Source organism: Pseudomonas serboccidentalis, assembly GCF_028830055.1.
In the GTDB taxonomy this organism is placed as follows: Bacteria; Pseudomonadota; Gammaproteobacteria; order Pseudomonadales; family Pseudomonadaceae; genus Aquipseudomonas; species Aquipseudomonas serboccidentalis.
Window position 1 is genome coordinate 1,475,505 of the sequence record NZ_CP101655.1, and the last position, 16,284, is coordinate 1,491,788.

The 16,284-nt window shown below is 59.3% G+C and carries 16 protein-coding genes; all 16 read right to left on the minus strand.

What is annotated here, in order from left to right:
* Positions 1-56: 56 nt before the first annotated feature.
* The 16 genes from NN484_RS06755 to NN484_RS06830 all read right to left on the minus strand — a co-directional run bounded on the left by NN484_RS06755 (position 57) and on the right by NN484_RS06830 (position 16,276).
* Positions 57-2,087 carry a pyridoxamine 5'-phosphate oxidase family protein gene (locus NN484_RS06755; RefSeq protein ID WP_274658774.1) on the minus strand — a complete coding sequence of 677 codons (2,031 nt, stop codon included), beginning with the start codon at positions 2,085-2,087 and terminating at the stop codon, positions 57-59.
* A gap of 60 nt (positions 2,088-2,147) precedes the next feature.
* Positions 2,148-2,774 (minus strand): glutathione S-transferase family protein, encoded by a 627-nt coding sequence (locus tag NN484_RS06760; protein ID WP_215500460.1) that lies wholly within the window; start codon positions 2,772-2,774, stop codon positions 2,148-2,150.
* 101 nt (positions 2,775-2,875) lie between these two features.
* Positions 2,876-3,802 carry a LysR family transcriptional regulator gene (locus NN484_RS06765; RefSeq protein ID WP_215500459.1) on the minus strand — a complete coding sequence of 309 codons (927 nt, stop codon included), beginning with the start codon at positions 3,800-3,802 and terminating at the stop codon, positions 2,876-2,878.
* Positions 3,803-3,881: 79 nt separating this feature from the next.
* A complete protein-coding gene (gene glmS / locus NN484_RS06770) occupies positions 3,882-5,714 on the minus strand; it encodes a glutamine--fructose-6-phosphate transaminase (isomerizing) (RefSeq protein WP_215500458.1) in 1,833 nt (610 codons plus the stop codon).
* A gap of 2 nt (positions 5,715-5,716) precedes the next feature.
* The gene (locus tag NN484_RS06775; protein ID WP_127649504.1) at positions 5,717-6,493 is read right to left on the minus strand and encodes a DeoR/GlpR family DNA-binding transcription regulator; all 777 of its coding nucleotides are present in this window, start codon (positions 6,491-6,493) and stop codon (positions 5,717-5,719) included.
* A 158-nt stretch (positions 6,494-6,651) separates the two neighbouring features.
* Positions 6,652-8,019, minus strand: a complete 1,368-nt coding sequence (gene glmU / locus NN484_RS06780; protein ID WP_215500457.1) for a bifunctional UDP-N-acetylglucosamine diphosphorylase/glucosamine-1-phosphate N-acetyltransferase GlmU — start codon at positions 8,017-8,019, stop codon at positions 6,652-6,654.
* 117 nt (positions 8,020-8,136) lie between these two features.
* Complete coding sequence (locus tag NN484_RS06785; RefSeq protein ID WP_007954164.1) at positions 8,137-8,562, minus strand: F0F1 ATP synthase subunit epsilon; 426 nt, start codon at positions 8,560-8,562, stop codon at positions 8,137-8,139.
* A 45-nt stretch (positions 8,563-8,607) separates the two neighbouring features.
* On the minus strand, positions 8,608-9,987 hold the full coding sequence (atpD, locus tag NN484_RS06790) for a F0F1 ATP synthase subunit beta (RefSeq protein ID WP_025112247.1): 1,380 nt from the start codon (positions 9,985-9,987) through the stop codon (positions 8,608-8,610).
* Positions 9,988-10,014: 27 nt separating this feature from the next.
* Positions 10,015-10,875 carry a F0F1 ATP synthase subunit gamma gene (atpG, locus tag NN484_RS06795; RefSeq protein ID WP_127649500.1) on the minus strand — a complete coding sequence of 287 codons (861 nt, stop codon included), beginning with the start codon at positions 10,873-10,875 and terminating at the stop codon, positions 10,015-10,017.
* 50 nt (positions 10,876-10,925) lie between these two features.
* Positions 10,926-12,470 carry a F0F1 ATP synthase subunit alpha gene (gene atpA, locus NN484_RS06800; RefSeq protein WP_007911958.1) on the minus strand — a complete coding sequence of 515 codons (1,545 nt, stop codon included), beginning with the start codon at positions 12,468-12,470 and terminating at the stop codon, positions 10,926-10,928.
* Positions 12,471-12,491: 21 nt separating this feature from the next.
* Positions 12,492-13,028 (minus strand): F0F1 ATP synthase subunit delta, encoded by a 537-nt coding sequence (locus NN484_RS06805; RefSeq protein ID WP_007911956.1) that lies wholly within the window; start codon positions 13,026-13,028, stop codon positions 12,492-12,494.
* A gap of 12 nt (positions 13,029-13,040) precedes the next feature.
* Complete coding sequence (locus NN484_RS06810) at positions 13,041-13,511, minus strand: F0F1 ATP synthase subunit B (protein WP_011336718.1); 471 nt, start codon at positions 13,509-13,511, stop codon at positions 13,041-13,043.
* Between the two features lie 59 nt (positions 13,512-13,570).
* Positions 13,571-13,828, minus strand: coding sequence for a F0F1 ATP synthase subunit C (atpE, locus tag NN484_RS06815; RefSeq protein WP_003097235.1), 258 nt, complete (start codon positions 13,826-13,828; stop codon positions 13,571-13,573).
* A 133-nt stretch (positions 13,829-13,961) separates the two neighbouring features.
* On the minus strand, positions 13,962-14,831 hold the full coding sequence (atpB, locus tag NN484_RS06820; protein WP_064589928.1) for a F0F1 ATP synthase subunit A: 870 nt from the start codon (positions 14,829-14,831) through the stop codon (positions 13,962-13,964).
* Positions 14,832-14,847: 16 nt separating this feature from the next.
* A complete protein-coding gene (locus NN484_RS06825) occupies positions 14,848-15,255 on the minus strand; it encodes a F0F1 ATP synthase subunit I (RefSeq protein WP_003229783.1) in 408 nt (135 codons plus the stop codon).
* A 148-nt stretch (positions 15,256-15,403) separates the two neighbouring features.
* Positions 15,404-16,276 (minus strand): ParB/RepB/Spo0J family partition protein, encoded by an 873-nt coding sequence (locus NN484_RS06830; protein WP_003229785.1) that lies wholly within the window; start codon positions 16,274-16,276, stop codon positions 15,404-15,406.
* Positions 16,277-16,284: the final 8 nt, after the last annotated feature.

Below are 16,284 nucleotides of genomic sequence, written 5' to 3' on the forward strand. Positions count from 1 at the left end.
TAGAAACCCAGAATCAACAGATCGCCGCCTTCGGCAGCTCCTACAGGGGGAAAGCGTTACAGATCCAGCACCAGCAATTGCTCACTCTGCGCCGGCACTGCGCAGCAAATCAGCACCTGCCCCGCCTCTGGCATGTCCGCCGGGGGCTGTGGATAATTCACCGCGCCGCTGATCAGGCGTGTCTTGCAGGTGCCGCACGAACCACCCCGGCAACTGAACTCAGGGCGCAGCCCGCGACTTTCCGCCAGCTCCAGCAGACTGCCGCCGTCCGGTTGCCAGCGCGCCTCTTTGGCAGAACGTTCGAACATCACCGGCACTGACGTGATGGCGGCCGCTGGCTGCGCAATGACCACCGCATCCGGGTCCGGCTGGCGCTTGAGCGTCGAGGGGCCGAAGGTTTCGGCATGGATCCGCGCATCGCGAATGTCCAGGTCGCGCAAGCCGTCGTACAGGCCTTGGGTGAAACCGCCGGGGCCACAGACCACAAAATCGATCTGGTCGTAATCCTCGACTTCCAGCAGATCGCGCAGCAGTACCCCGTCGATGCGCCCGAGGCGGTCGAAATCTTCGCCCTCGTGCACATCGGCCTCAGGCTGGCTGAGCAAGCGCATCACCCGTACCGCATCGCCCGCGCTTTCCAGCAAACGATCCAGTTCCTGGCGAAACGGCTGATCGGCCAGGCTGCGCGAACTCTGCAGCAACCATGTCGGTCGGATTCGGCGCGTGCGCAGGCCTTGGTACACCACCTCGCGCAGCATCGACAGCAACGGCGTGATGCCGACACCCGCCGCCAGCAGCACCAGCGGCCGTCGTTCCAGCGGCGCAACCGTGAAATGCCCCTGTGGCGCCCGCGCTTGCAGCACATCGCCGACGCGGATCTGCTGATGCAAGTGCGTTGAAACCAGGCCCTCGCGCTTCACACTGATGCGCAAGAAGTCGTCCGATGGCGCACTCGACAGGCTGTACGTGCGGATATGCGTTTCACCGTCCAGGGTAAAGCGCAGCGGCAAATGCTGCCCGGCCTGAAACACCGGCATCCCCGCGCCATCGTCCGGTTGCAGATAGATCGAGCGGATGTGCTGGCTCTCCCGTTCGATGCGCGTCACCCGCAGCGGTCGCCAGCTGTCACCGAGCGCCTTGGCCTGCAAACGTGCATCGGCCTGCTCCCAGGTACCGGTCAGCAGACTGGTGGGCGACATGCCGTCAAAGCGCCAGCGCAAGGCCAGTGCCGCCGGGCGCCACACCCGTTTCTCCACCTCGAATGTCCACAAGCGCTCGGCGCCTTGAAACGCTTCGATCTGCGGCCCTTCAAGGATGATCTCGGTACGCCCGCTCAATTGCAGCACATCGCCTGTGGAAAAGTCGATGAACAGCAGGCCCGCACGCGGGTTCAGCAGCAGATTGCCGAGGGTATTGAAATGCAGGTTGCCGGCAAAATCCGGGATGGTCAGGCGATTGCCCTCGACCCGGACGAAACCGGCCTGCCCGCCGCGATGGGAAACGTCCACCGCACGTTGTCCGTCGACATCGACGTAGCTGGCGACAAAGAAGGTATCGGCGCCTTCGATCATGGCCCGGGCCGCGTCATCAAGACCGTCGCCATGCTGCGCTGGCCGGGTCTGCGGATCGCTCAACGCAACACGCTGAAACTGGCGCAGTTGAATGTATTGCGGACAGTTGCCGAATGACTGATCCACCGTGACTGCGAAACCGCTCGCGTCGAGATCGCCGACGCGACCGTTGAGGCGGTTGCGCCGCCGGGTGTGCAGTTCGATGCCCAGCAAACCGATGGCCGCGCCGCCGAGCAACTGCGCCGGATCATCGGCCGCCGGCAGACTGGATATTTGCAGGTGCTGCGGATCTGGCGAACCGGCGAACCCCGGCGCCCCTTCGAGCACGCTGGCCCAAGGACGACCGTCGGCATCGACCGCGCCGTACAGCATGAACGGTAATTGCTCATAGAATGCGCGGTGCTGATCCGGCATCCAGTCGCGAATCACCTTACGGCCGAAGGCCTCCATGCGTTCGGCAACCCCGACATGGGCCTGCAATTGCTGCTCGCCAGCGTGCCACGGTGAACGTTCCATCACGCATCTCCCCGCGCCGCTGGCGCAATGTGGAGGGCCCGGACAGACCGGGCCGGGTCTTCAGGCCGTTTTTTGCAGACCGGCGACGGTACGCGGCATGCCGACAAAACCGGGCAAGGCTTCGACCCGCGCCAGCCAGGCACGAACGTTGGCGTAGTCGTCCAGCGACACGTTGCCTTCCGGCGCATGGGCGATGTAGCTGTAGGCGGAAACGTCGGCGATGGTCGGCTCGCTGCCGGCCAGATACGGGGTCTTGCCCAGTTCCAGCTCCATCACCTTGAGCAGGTTGTGCGCACGGGTGATGAGTTCTTCAGCATTCAGTTGTGCACCAAACACCGTGATCAAGCGTGCGGCTGCCGGCCCGAAGGCAATCGGCCCCGCCGCCACCGACAACCAGCGTTGCACCCGCGCAGCACCCAGCGGATCGGTCGGCAGCCAACGGCCATTGCCGTACTTGAGCGCCAGATACACCAAGATCGCGTTGGAATCGGCCAGCACCACACCGCCATCATCGATTGCCGGCACCTGGCCGAAGCTGTTGATCGCCAGATACGGCGCCTGCTTGTGTTCACCCTTGGCCAGATCGACCAGGATCAGTTCGGTCGGCAGTTGCAGCAGGGACAACATCAGCTCCACCCGATGGGCGTGGCCGGAACGCGGGAAGTTGTAGAGTTTGATCGCTTGCATGGTCGACTCCGCTGGAGGTGGCGCCGTTCGGGATGGCAGCGCCGTGGACGTCATCTTCCACCTATCCTCAAAGCAACAGAATCACCAGCAATCGCAATCGATTATTTCACCGGATGAAATAACGCAGCGTTCTGCAGCGCCGGATGCTCACGCAACACCTTCACCGCATGGTCGACAAAACTGCGAACCCGCGCCGGCGCCTTGCGCCCGCCCTGATACACCACATGAATCGGCAGCGGCGGCAGTTCGAAGTCGGCGAGGACAATTTCCAGTTCACCTGAGGCCACCTTGCCGGCGACTTGATAGGACAACACCCGGGTCAGCCCCACCCCCAGGCAGGCAGCGGCAATCGCCGCCTGATTGGCGGTGACCACCAGCCGAGGCTCGGGCCGCACACTGATCACTTCGCCCTGATCCAGAAACGGCCAACTGCGCAACTGACCAATGGACGAGGGCGCCACCACCGACGCACCGGCCAGCGCCTGCGGATGCTCGGGACGCCCGTGCTCAGCCAGGTAATCCGGTGAACCACAGATCACCCGCCGCACCTCGCCGACACGGATGGCGTGCTGATTGCTGTCCGGCAAATCACCGATGCGCACCGCGACATCGATGCCCTCCTCGACCATGCTCACCACCCGATCGACCAACAGCGCATTGATCGAAACGTCCGGGTACTGCGCCAGATAGCCGGCCATCAACGGCGTGACAAACAGCTCGCCGAACAATACCGGCGCGGTCACCGTCAATTGCCCACGGGGCTGGGCGTGACTGCCGGCAGCCGAATCCTCGGCTTCCTGCACCTCGGCGAGAATTCTCCGACAGTCTTCCAGATAACGCTGGCCGGCCTCGCTCAGATGCACACTGCGCGTGGTACGGATCAACAATTGCGTACCGATCCGCTGCTCCAGCGCCGCCACTGCCCGAGTGACACTGGCCGCCGACAAGCCAAGACGACGCGCCGCCGCCGAGAAGCCCTGCTCCTGAGCCACCGTGGCGAAAATCTGCATTTCCTGGAAGCGGTCCATGGATGCCCTCGAGTCAGACAGATACAAAAATCGCAGCCGAGGCTGCGATTTTTGCGGGTAGTTATCAGTTGTGGATAACTTATTCCACCGTCACCGACTTCGCCAGGTTGCGCGGCTGGTCGACGTCGGTGCCCTTGAGCACGGCGACGTAGTACGAGAGCAGCTGCAGCGGGATGGTGTAGAGGATTGGCGAAAGGATGTCGTGGATGTGTGGCATCTGCACAACATGGGTGCCTTCGCCATTGGTCATACCGGCCTTCTCGTCGGCGAACACGATCAGTTCACCGCCACGGGCGCGGACTTCCTGCAGATTGGACTTGAGCTTCTCCAGCAGTTCGTTGTTCGGCGCGACGGTGACCACCGGCATGTCGTTATCCACAAGTGCCAACGGACCGTGTTTCAGCTCGCCAGCCGGATAGGCTTCGGCGTGGATGTAGGAGATTTCCTTGAGTTTCAAGGCGCCCTCCATCGCTACCGGGAACTGCGCGCCACGGCCGAGGAACAGGGTGTGTTTTTTCTCGGCGAACAGCTCGGCGATTTTTTCCACCGTGCTGTCCATCGCCAGCGCTTCGCCCAGACGGGTGGGCAGGCGACGCAGTTCATCTACCAGCGTGGCTTCGACGTCTTTGCCCAACGTGCCGCGCACCTGGCCCAGAGACAGGGTCAACAGCAACAGACCGACCAGTTGCGTGGTGAAGGCTTTGGTCGATGCCACACCGATTTCGCGACCGGCCTGAGTCAGCAGGGTCAGATCGGATTCGCGCACCAGCGAGCTGATGCCGACGTTGCAGATCGCCAGGCTTGCGAGGAACCCCAGCTCCTTGGCATTGCGCAGCGCGGCCAGGGTGTCAGCGGTTTCGCCGGACTGAGAAATGGTGACGAACAGGGTGTCCGGCTGCACCACCACCTTGCGATAACGGAATTCACTGGCGACTTCGACCTGGCACGGAATACCGGCCAGCTCTTCGAGCCAGTAACGCGCGACCATACCGGCGTGGTAGCTGGTACCGCAGGCGACGATCTGTACGTTACGCACTTTGGCGAACAGTTCGGCGGCTTGCGGGCCAAACGCTTGCACCAGCACCTGATTGTTGCTCAGGCGACCTTCGAGGGTGCGCTGAACCACAGACGGTTGCTCATGGATTTCCTTGAGCATGTAGTGACGGAATTCACCTTTGTCGGCGGCCTCGGCACCGTCGCTGTACTGTACGGTCTGGCGCTCGACGGTCTGACCGTTCACATCCCAGATCTGCACGCTGTCGCGGCGAATTTCGGCGATATCGCCCTCTTCGAGGTACATGAAACGGTCAGTGACCTGACGCAGGGCCAACTGGTCCGACGCGAGGAAGTTCTCGCCCAGACCCAGGCCGATCACCAACGGGCTGCCACTGCGCGCGGCAACCAGACGATCCGGCTGTAGTGCATTGATCACCGCCAGACCGTAGGCACCGTGCAGTTCCTTGACGGTGGCCTTGAGGGCAACGGTCAGGTCGGGCTGGTCCTTGAGTTTGTGGCTCAGCAGGTGGGCGATGACTTCGGTGTCGGTGTCCGAGGTGAACACATAACCCAGCGCTTTCAGTTGCTCACGCAGGGCTTCGTGGTTCTCGATGATGCCGTTGTGCACCACGGCGATGTCCCCGGAGAAATGCGGGTGCGCGTTACGCTCGCAAGGCGCACCGTGGGTGGCCCAACGGGTGTGAGCGATACCAAGACGCCCCACTAGCGGATGTTCAGCCAATGCAGCTTCCAGTTCGCTGACCTTGCCCGGGCGGCGCATGCGCTCAAGCTTTTCATCGTTGGTGAAAACCGCCACACCGGCACTGTCATAGCCGCGGTATTCAAGGCGCTTGAGGCCTTCAAGCAGGATGGCGGTGATATTACGTTCAGCCACTGCGCCGACAATTCCACACATGCTTATTTCTCCTGACTGACAGCCGCGCAAATCACAGTGATGCCGCGGGCCTGAATCTGATCGCGGGCCTCTTGTGGCAAGCGATCATCGGTAATGAGGGTATGGACGCTGCTCCACGGCAGCTCCAGGTTGGGGATCTTGCGACCGATCTTGTCGGCCTCGACCATCACGATCACTTCCCGCGCCACGTCGGCCATCACCCGGCTCAGGCCGAGCAATTCGTTGAACGTGGTAGTACCGCGCACCAGATCGATGCCATCGGCGCCGATGAACAACTGGTCGAAGTCGTAAGAGCGTAGTACTTGCTCGGCGACCTGGCCCTGGAAGGACTCCGAATGCGGGTCCCAGGTGCCGCCGGTCATCAGCAGCACCGGCTCGTGTTCGAGTTCGCTCAGGGCATTGGCAACGTGCAGGGAGTTGGTCATGACGACCAGACCCGGCTGCTGGCCAAGCTCGGGGATCATGGCGGCGGTGGTGCTGCCGCTGTCGATGATGATGCGGGCGTGCTCGCGGATGCGTTTCACCGCCGCGCGAGCAATTGCCTGCTTGTATTTGGAAATGCTCTGAGCGGTTTCCGCGACCAGTTCCTGCGGCATGGTGATCGCCCCGCCGTAACGGCGCAGCAGCAGCCCATGGCTTTCCAGTGCAGCCAGATCCTTACGGATCGTAACTTCCGAGGTTTCGAAGCGCTTGGCCAGTTCATCCACACTGACTTCGCCCTGCTCATTGAGCAAGGCGAGGATGTTGTGCCGGCGCTGGGGCGTGTTGCGTTTCGACATGGCGATTTAAGTTTCGATTCGAAAGATAACGGAAGCAATCAAAACCTATCGACCTTCAATCGTCAAGCCATCGCCCAAAAAAAATCGCAACCTTCGACACCTCCTGTAGGAGCTGCCGAAGGCTGCGATCTTTTGATCTTCAAGCCGCTGTGGATAACTCAGCTCTTCTTGATCTTCTCCGGCCGCTTCCAGCCATCGATGTTTCTCTGTCGCGCCCGACCAACGGCTAACTGTGCGTTATCCACATTCTGCGTGATGGTCGAGCCAGCTGCCGTGGTTGCACCGGACGAGATATCCACAGGCGCGACCAACGAGTTGTTGGAACCGATGAACACATCTTCTCCCAACACGGTTTTCCACTTGTTGGCGCCATCGTAGTTGCAGGTGATGGTCCCGGCACCGATGTTGGTGCGCGCACCGATTTCGGCATCGCCCAAATAAGTCAGGTGCCCGGCCTTGGCGCCCTCGCCCATGCGGGCGTTTTTCAGTTCGACAAAGTTACCCACATGCGCACGGGCTTCAAGCACAGTGCCCGGACGCAGACGCGCGAACGGACCGGCATCACTGCCTTCACCCAACACCGCGCCTTCGATGTGGCTGTTAGCCTTGATTACCACGCCTTTGCGCAGGGTGCTGTCCTTGATCACGCAGTTCGGGCCGATCACCACGTCGTCTTCAATCACGACGTTGCCTTCGAGGATCACGTTGACGTCGATCAGCACGTCGCGACCGACGGTGACTTCGCCACGCACGTCGAAACGCGCCGGATCACGCAGGGTCACGCCTTGCGACATCAAGCGGCGGCCGGCGCGCAGCTGGTAATGACGCTCCAGTTCCGACAGTTGCTTGCGATCATTGGCGCCCTGCACTTCCATCGGGTCATGCGGTTGTTCGGTGGCTACCACCAGGCCGTCGTTGACCGCCATTTCGATCACGTCGGTCAGGTAGTACTCGCCCTGGGCATTGTTGTTCGACAGACGGCTCATCCAGTCGGCCAGACGATTGGCCGGGACGGCGAGAATACCGGTGTTGCCTTCGGTGATTGCACGTTGGGCTTCACTGGCATCTTTGTGCTCGACGATAGCAGCGACCTTGCCATCGGCGTCACGCACGATGCGGCCGTACCCGGTCGGGTCTTCCAGCTCAACGGTCAACAGGCCCATCTGCCCCGGCACGACGTGCTTGAGCAGGCGCTGCAAGGTTTCGACTTCAATCAGCGGCACGTCACCGTAGAGGATCAGCACCGTGTCGGCGGTGATGAACGGTACAGCCTGGGCGGTCGCGTGACCGGTGCCCAGTTGCTTGTCCTGCAGAACAAAATTCAGATCGTCAGCTGCCAGACGCTCGCGCACCACATCGGCACCATGGCCAATAACCACATGGATGCGCTGTGGATCAAGTTGCCGCGCGCTGTGGATAACATGACCAAGCATGGAATTGCCGGCAACCGGATGCAGCACTTTCGGCAACGCCGAACGCATACGAGTGCCCTGACCGGCCGCGAGAATAACGATTTCGAGAGACATGACTGGCTACCAATCCTGGGTGGTCAGCAACTGCGACCGGGTTGTAAAAATCGGAAAAGAAAAAAGGGTAGCCGAGGCTACCCTTTTTTATCAATCGCACAACAAGTGGCTGACGGATTAACCGCCAAACTTCTTGCGGATCTGCTGGACGGTGCGCAGCTGAGCTGCAGCCTCGGCCAGACGTGCGGACGCAGCTCCGTAATCGAAATCTGCGCTCTTTTCATGCAGAGCAGCCTCGGCAGCCTTGAGAGCTGCTTGAGCCTGAGCTTCATCCAGGTCGGCGGCGCGTTGCACAGTGTCGGCAAGAACCTTGACCATGTTCGGCTGAACCTCGAGGAAACCACCGGAGATGTAGAACACCTCGGCTTCCCCGCCTTGCTTGATCAGGCGGATCGGACCTGGCTTCAGATTAGTGATCAGCGGCGCGTGACCCAGAGCGATACCAAGATCACCCAGTGCACCGTGCGCAATCACCATCTCGACCAGGCCGGAAAAGATTTCCCCTTCCGCGCTGACGATATCGCAATGGACTGTCATAGCCATCTGATTGCCTCAACCTAAATTAGCGCCCGTTGCCGGGCGCCGGGATTACAGTTTCTTGGCTTTCTCGATCGCTTCTTCGATGCCGCCAACCATGTAGAACGCTTGTTCTGGCAGGTGGTCGTAGTCACCGTTGAGGATGCCTTTGAAGCCAGCAATAGTGTCTTTCAGGGAAACGTATTTACCCGAAGCACCGGTGAAGACTTCAGCCACGAAGAACGGCTGCGACAAGAAGCGCTGGATCTTACGAGCACGGTTAACCAACTGTTTGTCGGCTTCCGACAGCTCGTCCATACCCAGGATCGCGATGATGTCTTTCAGCTCTTTGTAACGCTGCAGAACGTACTGAACGCCGCGAGCGGTGTCGTAGTGGTCCTGGCCGATTACGTTCGGGTCCAGCTGGCGCGAAGTCGAGTCCAGTGGGTCTACCGCCGGGTAGATACCCAGGGAAGCGATGTCACGGGACAGAACGACGGTGGCGTCCAAGTGGGCGAAGGTGGTCGCTGGCGACGGGTCGGTCAAGTCGTCCGCAGGTACGTATACCGCCTGGATCGAGGTGATCGAACCTTCTTTGGTCGAAGTGATACGTTCTTGCAGAACGCCCATCTCTTCAGCCAGAGTCGGTTGGTAACCTACTGCCGAAGGCATACGGCCCAGCAGTGCGGATACTTCAGTACCGGCCAGGGTGTAACGATAGATGTTGTCGACGAACAGCAGAACGTCGTTACCTTCGTCACGGAACTTCTCGGCCATGGTCAGACCGGTCAGGGCTACGCGCAGACGGTTTCCCGGCGGCTCGTTCATCTGACCGTAAACCAGTGCCACTTTGTCCAGAACGTTGGAGTCCTTCATCTCGTGGTAGAAGTCGTTACCCTCACGAGTACGCTCACCCACACCGGCGAACACGGAATAACCGCTGTGCTCGATGGCGATGTTACGGATCAGTTCCATCATGTTTACGGTTTTGCCTACACCGGCACCACCGAACAGACCGACTTTACCGCCTTTGGCAAACGGGCAAACCAGGTCGATAACCTTGATGCCGGTTTCCAGCAGGTCGTTGCCGCCTGCCTGTTCAGCGAACGAAGGTGCTGGACGGTGAATGCCCCAACGCTCTTCGGTGTCGATTGGACCGGCTTCGTCGATCGGGTTACCCAGAACGTCCATGATCCGGCCCAGGGTCGCTTTACCGACCGGTACGGAGATGGCTGCGCCAGAATCGGTAACTTCCAGACCGCGCTTCAAGCCCTCGGTGGAACCCATCGCAATGGTGCGAACCACGCCGTCGCCCAGCTGTTGCTGAACTTCCAGGGTGGTTGCGGCCGCGCTTTGAACTGTCAGCGCGTTGTAGATGCTCGGTACGCTGTCGCGTGGAAATTCCACGTCGATAACGGCGCCGATGATTTGAACGATACGTCCGCTACTCATAGCTGGATCCTCTGAATATTTGAACCGTTAAACCGCGGCAGCGCCGCCGACGATTTCCGAGATCTCTTGGGTGATCGCAGCCTGACGCGCCTTGTTGTAGATCAGCTGCAAATCGCTGATCAAATCACCGGCGTTGTCGGTAGCGTTCTTCATCGCGATCATCCGCGCAGCTTGTTCAGCCGCGTTGTTCTCGACCACCGCCTGGTAGACCTGCGACTCGACGTAACGGACCATCAAGCCGTCAAGCAGCTCTTTGGCGTCCGGTTCGTAGAGATAGTCCCAGTGGTGCTTGAGATCCTGATCCGGGGTTGCCACCAGTGGAATCAACTGCTCCACGGTAGGCTGTTGCGTCATGGTGTTGATGAACTTGTTGGACACCACGGACAGGCGGTCAATACGGCCGTCCAGGTAGGCATCCAGCATCACCTTGACGCTGCCGATCAGATCATTGATCGACGGCTCTTCACCCAGGTGGCTGATAGCTGCTACGACGTTACCGCCGAAGTTGCGGAAAAAGGCCGCACCCTTGCTACCCACTACACACAGATCAATCTCGACGCCGTTTTCGCGGTTTACCGCCATGTCCTTGACCAGGGCCTTGAACAGGTTGGTGTTCAAGCCGCCGCACAGACCACGGTCACTGCTCACCACAACATAACCGGCACGCTTTACTTCGCGGTCGATCATGAACGGGTGGCGGTATTCCGGGTTGGCGTTGGCCAGATGCCCAATTACCTGGCGGATACGCTCCGCATAAGGACGGCTAGCAGCCATGCGCATTTGTGCCTTGCGCATTTTGCTGACCGCCACTTTTTCCATGGCGCTGGTAATTTTTTGCGTGCTTTTGATGCTCGCAATCTTACTGCGAATCTCTTTTGCGCCTGCCATGTAACACCTATCAGGTTAGCAAGCGGGAGCCTCGCGGCTCCCGCTGCGGCTTACCAGGTTTGGGTGGCCTTGAACTTCTCGATACCGGCTTTCATGCCAGCGTCGATTTCGTCATTGAAGTCACCTTTAACGTTGATCTTGGCCATCAAATCGGCGTGATCGCGGTTGAAGAAAGCAATCAGCGCTTGTTCGAAGCTGCCGATCTTGGCGATTTCAATGTCAGTCAGGAACCCACGCTCAGCGGCATACAGCGACAGCGCCATGTCAGCGATCGACATCGGTGCGTATTGCTTCTGCTTCATCAGCTCGGTAACGCGCTGACCATGCTCAAGTTGCTTACGGGTCGCTTCGTCCAGGTCAGAAGCGAACTGGGCGAATGCCGCCAGTTCACGGTACTGAGCCAGAGCGGTACGGATACCACCGGACAGCTTCTTGATGATCTTGGTCTGAGCGGCACCACCCACACGGGATACCGAAACACCGGCGTTCACTGCAGGGCGGATGCCCGAGTTGAACATGGCCGATTCCAGGAAGATCTGACCGTCGGTGATGGAAATCACGTTGGTCGGAACGAACGCGGAAACGTCGCCAGCCTGGGTTTCGATGATCGGCAGTGCGGTCAGGGAACCGGTTTTGCCGGTCACTGCGCCGTTGGTGAACTTCTCTACGTACTCTTCCGAAACGCGGGAAGCGCGCTCCAGCAGACGGGAGTGGAGATAGAACACGTCGCCTGGGTAAGCTTCACGGCCTGGTGGACGGCGCAGCAGCAGGGAAATCTGGCGGTAAGCCACTGCTTGCTTGGACAGATCGTCATAAACGATCAGCGCGTCTTCACCGCGGTCGCGGAAGAATTCACCCATGGTGCAACCGGAGTACGGTGCCAGGAATTGCAGCGCAGGAGATTCCGAAGCACTGGCAGCCACGATGATCGTGTTGGCCAGGGCGCCGTTTTCTTCCAGCTTGCGAACCACGTTGGCGATGGTCGATTGTTTCTGACCGATGGCTACGTAGACGCAGAAAATGCCGCTGTCTTTCTGGTTGATGATCGCGTCGATCGCCAGAGCGGTTTTACCGATCTGACGGTCACCGATGATCAGCTCACGCTGGCCACGGCCGACAGGGATCATGGCATCGACAGCCTTGTAGCCAGTCTGTACAGGCTGGTCTACCGACTTACGCCAGATCACGCCCGGTGCAACTTTCTCGACCGCGTCGGTCAAGGTGTTGCCCAGTGGACCTTTGCCGTCAACAGGGTTACCCAGTGCGTCGACTACGCGACCCAGCAGTTCCTTACCAACCGGAACTTCGAGGATGCGGCCGGTGCACTTGGCGCTCATGCCTTCAGCCAGAGACTGGTAAGCGCCCAGTACAACGGCACCTACGGAGTCTTGCTCCAGGTTGAGGGCCATACCGTAGACGCCGCCCGGAAACTCGATCATCTCGCCGTACATGACGTCGGCCAGACCGTGAATCCGCACGATGCCGTCAGATACGCTGACGACAGTGCCTTCGTTACGGGCTTGGGAGGTCACATCGAGCTTGTCGATGCGGCCCTTGATAATTTCACTTATTTCGGAAGGATTGAGTTGCTGCATTGCTCTGCTGCCCCTTCAAACTCAAGATTTCAATGCTTCGGCAAGTTTCGCGATTTTGCCGCGAATCGAGCCATCGATAACCAGGTCGCCGGCGCGGATAACGACACCACCTATCAGGGCAGCGTCCTCCGCAACTTGCAGGCGCACTTCCCGGTTGAGTCGTGCACTGAGAACCTTGGCGAGTTTGTCTTGCTGTTCTTGGTTCAATGCAAAAGCACTGGTCACTTCAACGTCTACCGACTTCTCTTGTTCGGCCTTGTACAGGTCGAAAAGAGCGGCAATCTCCGGCAGAAGCGGGAGACGGTCGTTTTCGGCAACGACATTGATGAAGTTCTGTGCCTTGGCATCAAACTTGTCGCCGCACACGTCAATGAACGTGGCGGCCTTTTCTGCGCTCGTCAGTCGCGGGGCCTTGAGCACGCGCTGCATGGTGTCATCTTGTGACACCGCTGCAGCCAGGCCGAGCATGGCTGACCAATTGGCCAGTTGCTGGTGGGCCTGAGCGTGCTCGAAGGCCGCCTTAGCGTAAGGTCGGGCCAACGTGGTCAGTTCTGCCATGATCGCCCTCGCTTAGATTTCAGCAGCCAGTTGGTTAACCAGCTCTGCGTGCGCGTTTTGATCGATTGTGGCACCCAGGATCTTCTCGGCGCCGCCGACAGCCAGCAAGCCCACTTGGGCGCGCAGCTTGTCTTTGACACTGTTCAGTTCCTGTTCGATCTCGGCTTGAGCCTGAACCTTCACACGGTCAGCGTCGATACGGGCTTTTTCAACAGCCTCTTCAACGATCTGGTTACCGCGTTTCTTGGCTTGCTCGATGATTTCAGCTGCCTGAGCTTTCGCTTCGCGCAGTTGCTGACCCGCTTTCTCTTGGGCCAACTCCAGGTCGCGAGCTGCACGGCTGGCAGCGTCCAGACCATCAGCGATCTTCTTTTGACGTTCGTGCAGTGCCGCAATGACCGGAGGCCATACGAACTTCATGCAGAACAGTACAAAAATCAGGAACGCAACGGACTGGCCAATCAGGGTCGCATTAATGTTCACGCCAACACCTCGCAGTTACGTTGTCCATCACATCAAATTACTCGGAAGAATCCGGGTAATTAGCCAGCGATCTGACCAACGAACGGGTTCGCAAAGGTGAAGAACAGAGCGATACCAACACCGATCATGGTTACGGCGTCGAGCAGACCGGCAACGATGAACATTTTAACTTGCAGCATTGGAACCATTTCTGGCTGACGCGCTGCGCCTTCCAGGAACTTGCCGCCCAGCAGGCCGAAACCAATTGCGGTACCCAGTGCGCCCAGGCCGATCAACAGTGCAACAGCGATAGCGGTTAGACCAACTACAGTTTCCATCTTTCCTCCCGACTTTTACGTCGTATGGTTTAGGTTTTTTAGATTAAAGCGGTAAAACAAATCGTTTCAGGTGCCCTGTGAAGAGCCCCTTCCCGTTTGACCGGGAAGGACATCAGACTAGTCGAGACTGGTCTTAATGGTTTTCTTCGTGCGCCATCGACAGGTAGACGATGGTCAGCATCATGAAGATGAACGCCTGCAGGGTGATGATCAGGATGTGGAACACAGCCCACGCCCACTGCAGAACAACGCCCAGGCCGCTCAGCCAGAGCAGACCGCTGCCGAACATCACAGCGATCAGAATGAACACCAGCTCGCCGGCATACATGTTGCCGAACAGACGCAGAGCCAGGGAGATCGGTTTGGCGATCAGGGTCACGAACTCCAGCAGGAAGTTCACCGGGATCAGCAGGGCTTGAACGAAGATGTTCTTGCTGCCGAACGGGTGCAGGGTCAGTTCGCCGATGAAGCCGCCGATGCCCTTGACCTTGATGCTATAGAAAATGATCAGTGCGAAAACCGAGAACGCCATGCCCAGGGTCGCGTTCGGGTCGGTGGTCGACACAGCGCGGAACGGGATGTGGTGGTCGCCGGTGATCAGGATGGCCAGCTGAGGAATCCAGTCGACCGGTACCAGGTCGACGGCGTTCATCAGGAACACCCAGACGAAGATGGTCAGTGCCAGCGGTGCGATCACCGGGCTACGGCCATGGAAGCTGTCTTTCACGCTGCCATCGACGAATTCGACCAGTACTTCAACGAAGTTCTGCAGGGCACCAGGTTGACCGGAAGTCGCCTTCTTTGCCGCCATGCGGAAAAGGAAAACGAAAATCAGGCCCAGTGCGACCGACCAGCCGAGGGTATCGACGTGGAAAGCCCAGAAGCCCATTTCTTTGGCTTCTGCTGCGGAATGGGCAAAGCCCCAGCCGCCGTTAGGTAGCTGACCGAAGGTCAGGTTCTGCAAGTGGTGCTGGATATAGCCCGAAGCGGTTGTTTCTGCCATGGTTGCCTCAAACGCCCTAAGGTCTCGAAAGTCTTGTTCTCATCAGCAGGGGAGCGAACCAGCTGACCGACTGAGTCAGCACGAAAGCGCCGAATACTGCGATCGGCGCCAATGGCTTCACACCTGCAAACACCAGTGCAAACAGCACTGCCGTCAAAATCAGTTTGCCTGCCTCGCCGGCATAAAATGACCGGACGATGGACTGGGCTGCTCGGGCGCCGGAAAACCGAAATGCCTTGTGAGCGAAATAAACATTGGGCAGCAAGGCTATCAGGCCTCCGCAAAGTCCCGAGTATCCGGCAACGACTCCGTGCCATTGCCAGAGCGCCAAAGCAGCAATGAGCAAAATGACAAATTGAGCCATCAACACCGGAAAAACCGCCAAGCGATGGAACGGCAGGCGGTTTGGCTTGCGGGTTTCCATCACGATTGCTCTCCAATGGTCGGCTGCCAAAATTCAATAACTTGGCATAATTTGTGCCGACAAAATGCGCGCAGAGTATAGGGGCGGTTCTGCCCCTATTCAACTGTCAGGTAGTGATTTCCGACTGCACGCTACATGAGGAAATGTTTCAGCGGATGTGTGCAAGCACACCTTGAAGCTCATCGAGGGAGTTATAACCGATGACCAGCTGACCCTTTCCCTTCTTGCCGTGGCGAATCTGCACCGCAGAGCCTAGGCGCTCGGCTAGACGCTGTTCGAGTCGAGCGATGTCCGGGTCGGGTTTGGCCGCTTCCACAGGTTCAGGTTTGCCACTCAACCACTGGCGAACCAGTGCCTCAGTCTGGCGCACGGTCAGGCCGCGTGCGACAACATGTCGCGCCCCTTCCACCTGCTGGTTGTCCGGCAAACCGAGCAACGCACGGGCGTGCCCCATTTCCAGGTCGCCATGGGACAGCATGGTCTTGATGACTTCCGGCAGTGCAATAAGCCGCAACAGGTTAGCCACAGTCACGCGGGACTTACCCACAGCCTCGGCAACCTGCTGCTGAGTGAGCTGGAACTCCTGCTGCAGGCGCTGCAACGCGACCGCTTCTTCGATCGGGTTCAGGTCTTCACGCTGGATGTTCTCGATCAGCGCTATGGCGATCGCGGTTTCATCCGGCACATCGCGGACCATGGCCGGAATGGTTTCCTGCCCGGCCTGCTGGCTCGCACGCCAGCGGCGTTCACCGGCAATGATTTCAAAGCGGCCACCGCCAATCGGGCGAACCACGATCGGCTGCATCACACCTTGCGACTTGATCGACTGCGCCAGCTCTTCCAGCGCCTGCGGGTCCATGTCACGGCGTGGCTGGTATTTGCCACGCTGCAGCAGGTCCAGCGGCAGGTGCTGCAGTTCACGGGTATCCGCCTGCGCGGCCTGTTCTTCCAGCGCGCTGACAGTCGGACCACTCAGCAGTGCATCCAGTCCACGTCCGAGACCTCGTTTCTTGACGGCCATGGGGATTC

Coding starts and splice junctions, on each gene's coding strand:
- glmU (WP_215500457.1), bottom strand. CDS start 8,019: ATGTCTCTCGAAATCGTTATTCTCGCGGCCGGTCAGGGCACTCGTATG.
- NN484_RS06775 (WP_127649504.1), bottom strand. CDS start 6,493: ATGTCGAAACGCAACACGCCCCAGCGCCGGCACAACATCCTCGCCTTG.
- NN484_RS06755 (WP_274658774.1), bottom strand. CDS start 2,087: ATGGAACGTTCACCGTGGCACGCTGGCGAGCAGCAATTGCAGGCCCAT.
- atpA (WP_007911958.1), bottom strand. CDS start 12,470: ATGCAGCAACTCAATCCTTCCGAAATAAGTGAAATTATCAAGGGCCGC.
- atpE (WP_003097235.1), bottom strand. CDS start 13,828: ATGGAAACTGTAGTTGGTCTAACCGCTATCGCTGTTGCACTGTTGATC.
- atpB (WP_064589928.1), bottom strand. CDS start 14,831: ATGGCAGAAACAACCGCTTCGGGCTATATCCAGCACCACTTGCAGAAC.
- NN484_RS06805 (WP_007911956.1), bottom strand. CDS start 13,028: ATGGCAGAACTGACCACGTTGGCCCGACCTTACGCTAAGGCGGCCTTC.
- NN484_RS06765 (WP_215500459.1), bottom strand. CDS start 3,802: ATGGACCGCTTCCAGGAAATGCAGATTTTCGCCACGGTGGCTCAGGAG.
- NN484_RS06785 (WP_007954164.1), bottom strand. CDS start 8,562: ATGGCTATGACAGTCCATTGCGATATCGTCAGCGCGGAAGGGGAAATC.
- atpD (WP_025112247.1), bottom strand. CDS start 9,987: ATGAGTAGCGGACGTATCGTTCAAATCATCGGCGCCGTTATCGACGTG.
- NN484_RS06830 (WP_003229785.1), bottom strand. CDS start 16,276: ATGGCCGTCAAGAAACGAGGTCTCGGACGTGGACTGGATGCACTGCTG.
- atpG (WP_127649500.1), bottom strand. CDS start 10,875: ATGGCAGGCGCAAAAGAGATTCGCAGTAAGATTGCGAGCATCAAAAGC.
- NN484_RS06760 (WP_215500460.1), bottom strand. CDS start 2,774: ATGCAAGCGATCAAACTCTACAACTTCCCGCGTTCCGGCCACGCCCAT.
- NN484_RS06825 (WP_003229783.1), bottom strand. CDS start 15,255: ATGGAAACCCGCAAGCCAAACCGCCTGCCGTTCCATCGCTTGGCGGTT.
- glmS (WP_215500458.1), bottom strand. CDS start 5,714: ATGTGTGGAATTGTCGGCGCAGTGGCTGAACGTAATATCACCGCCATC.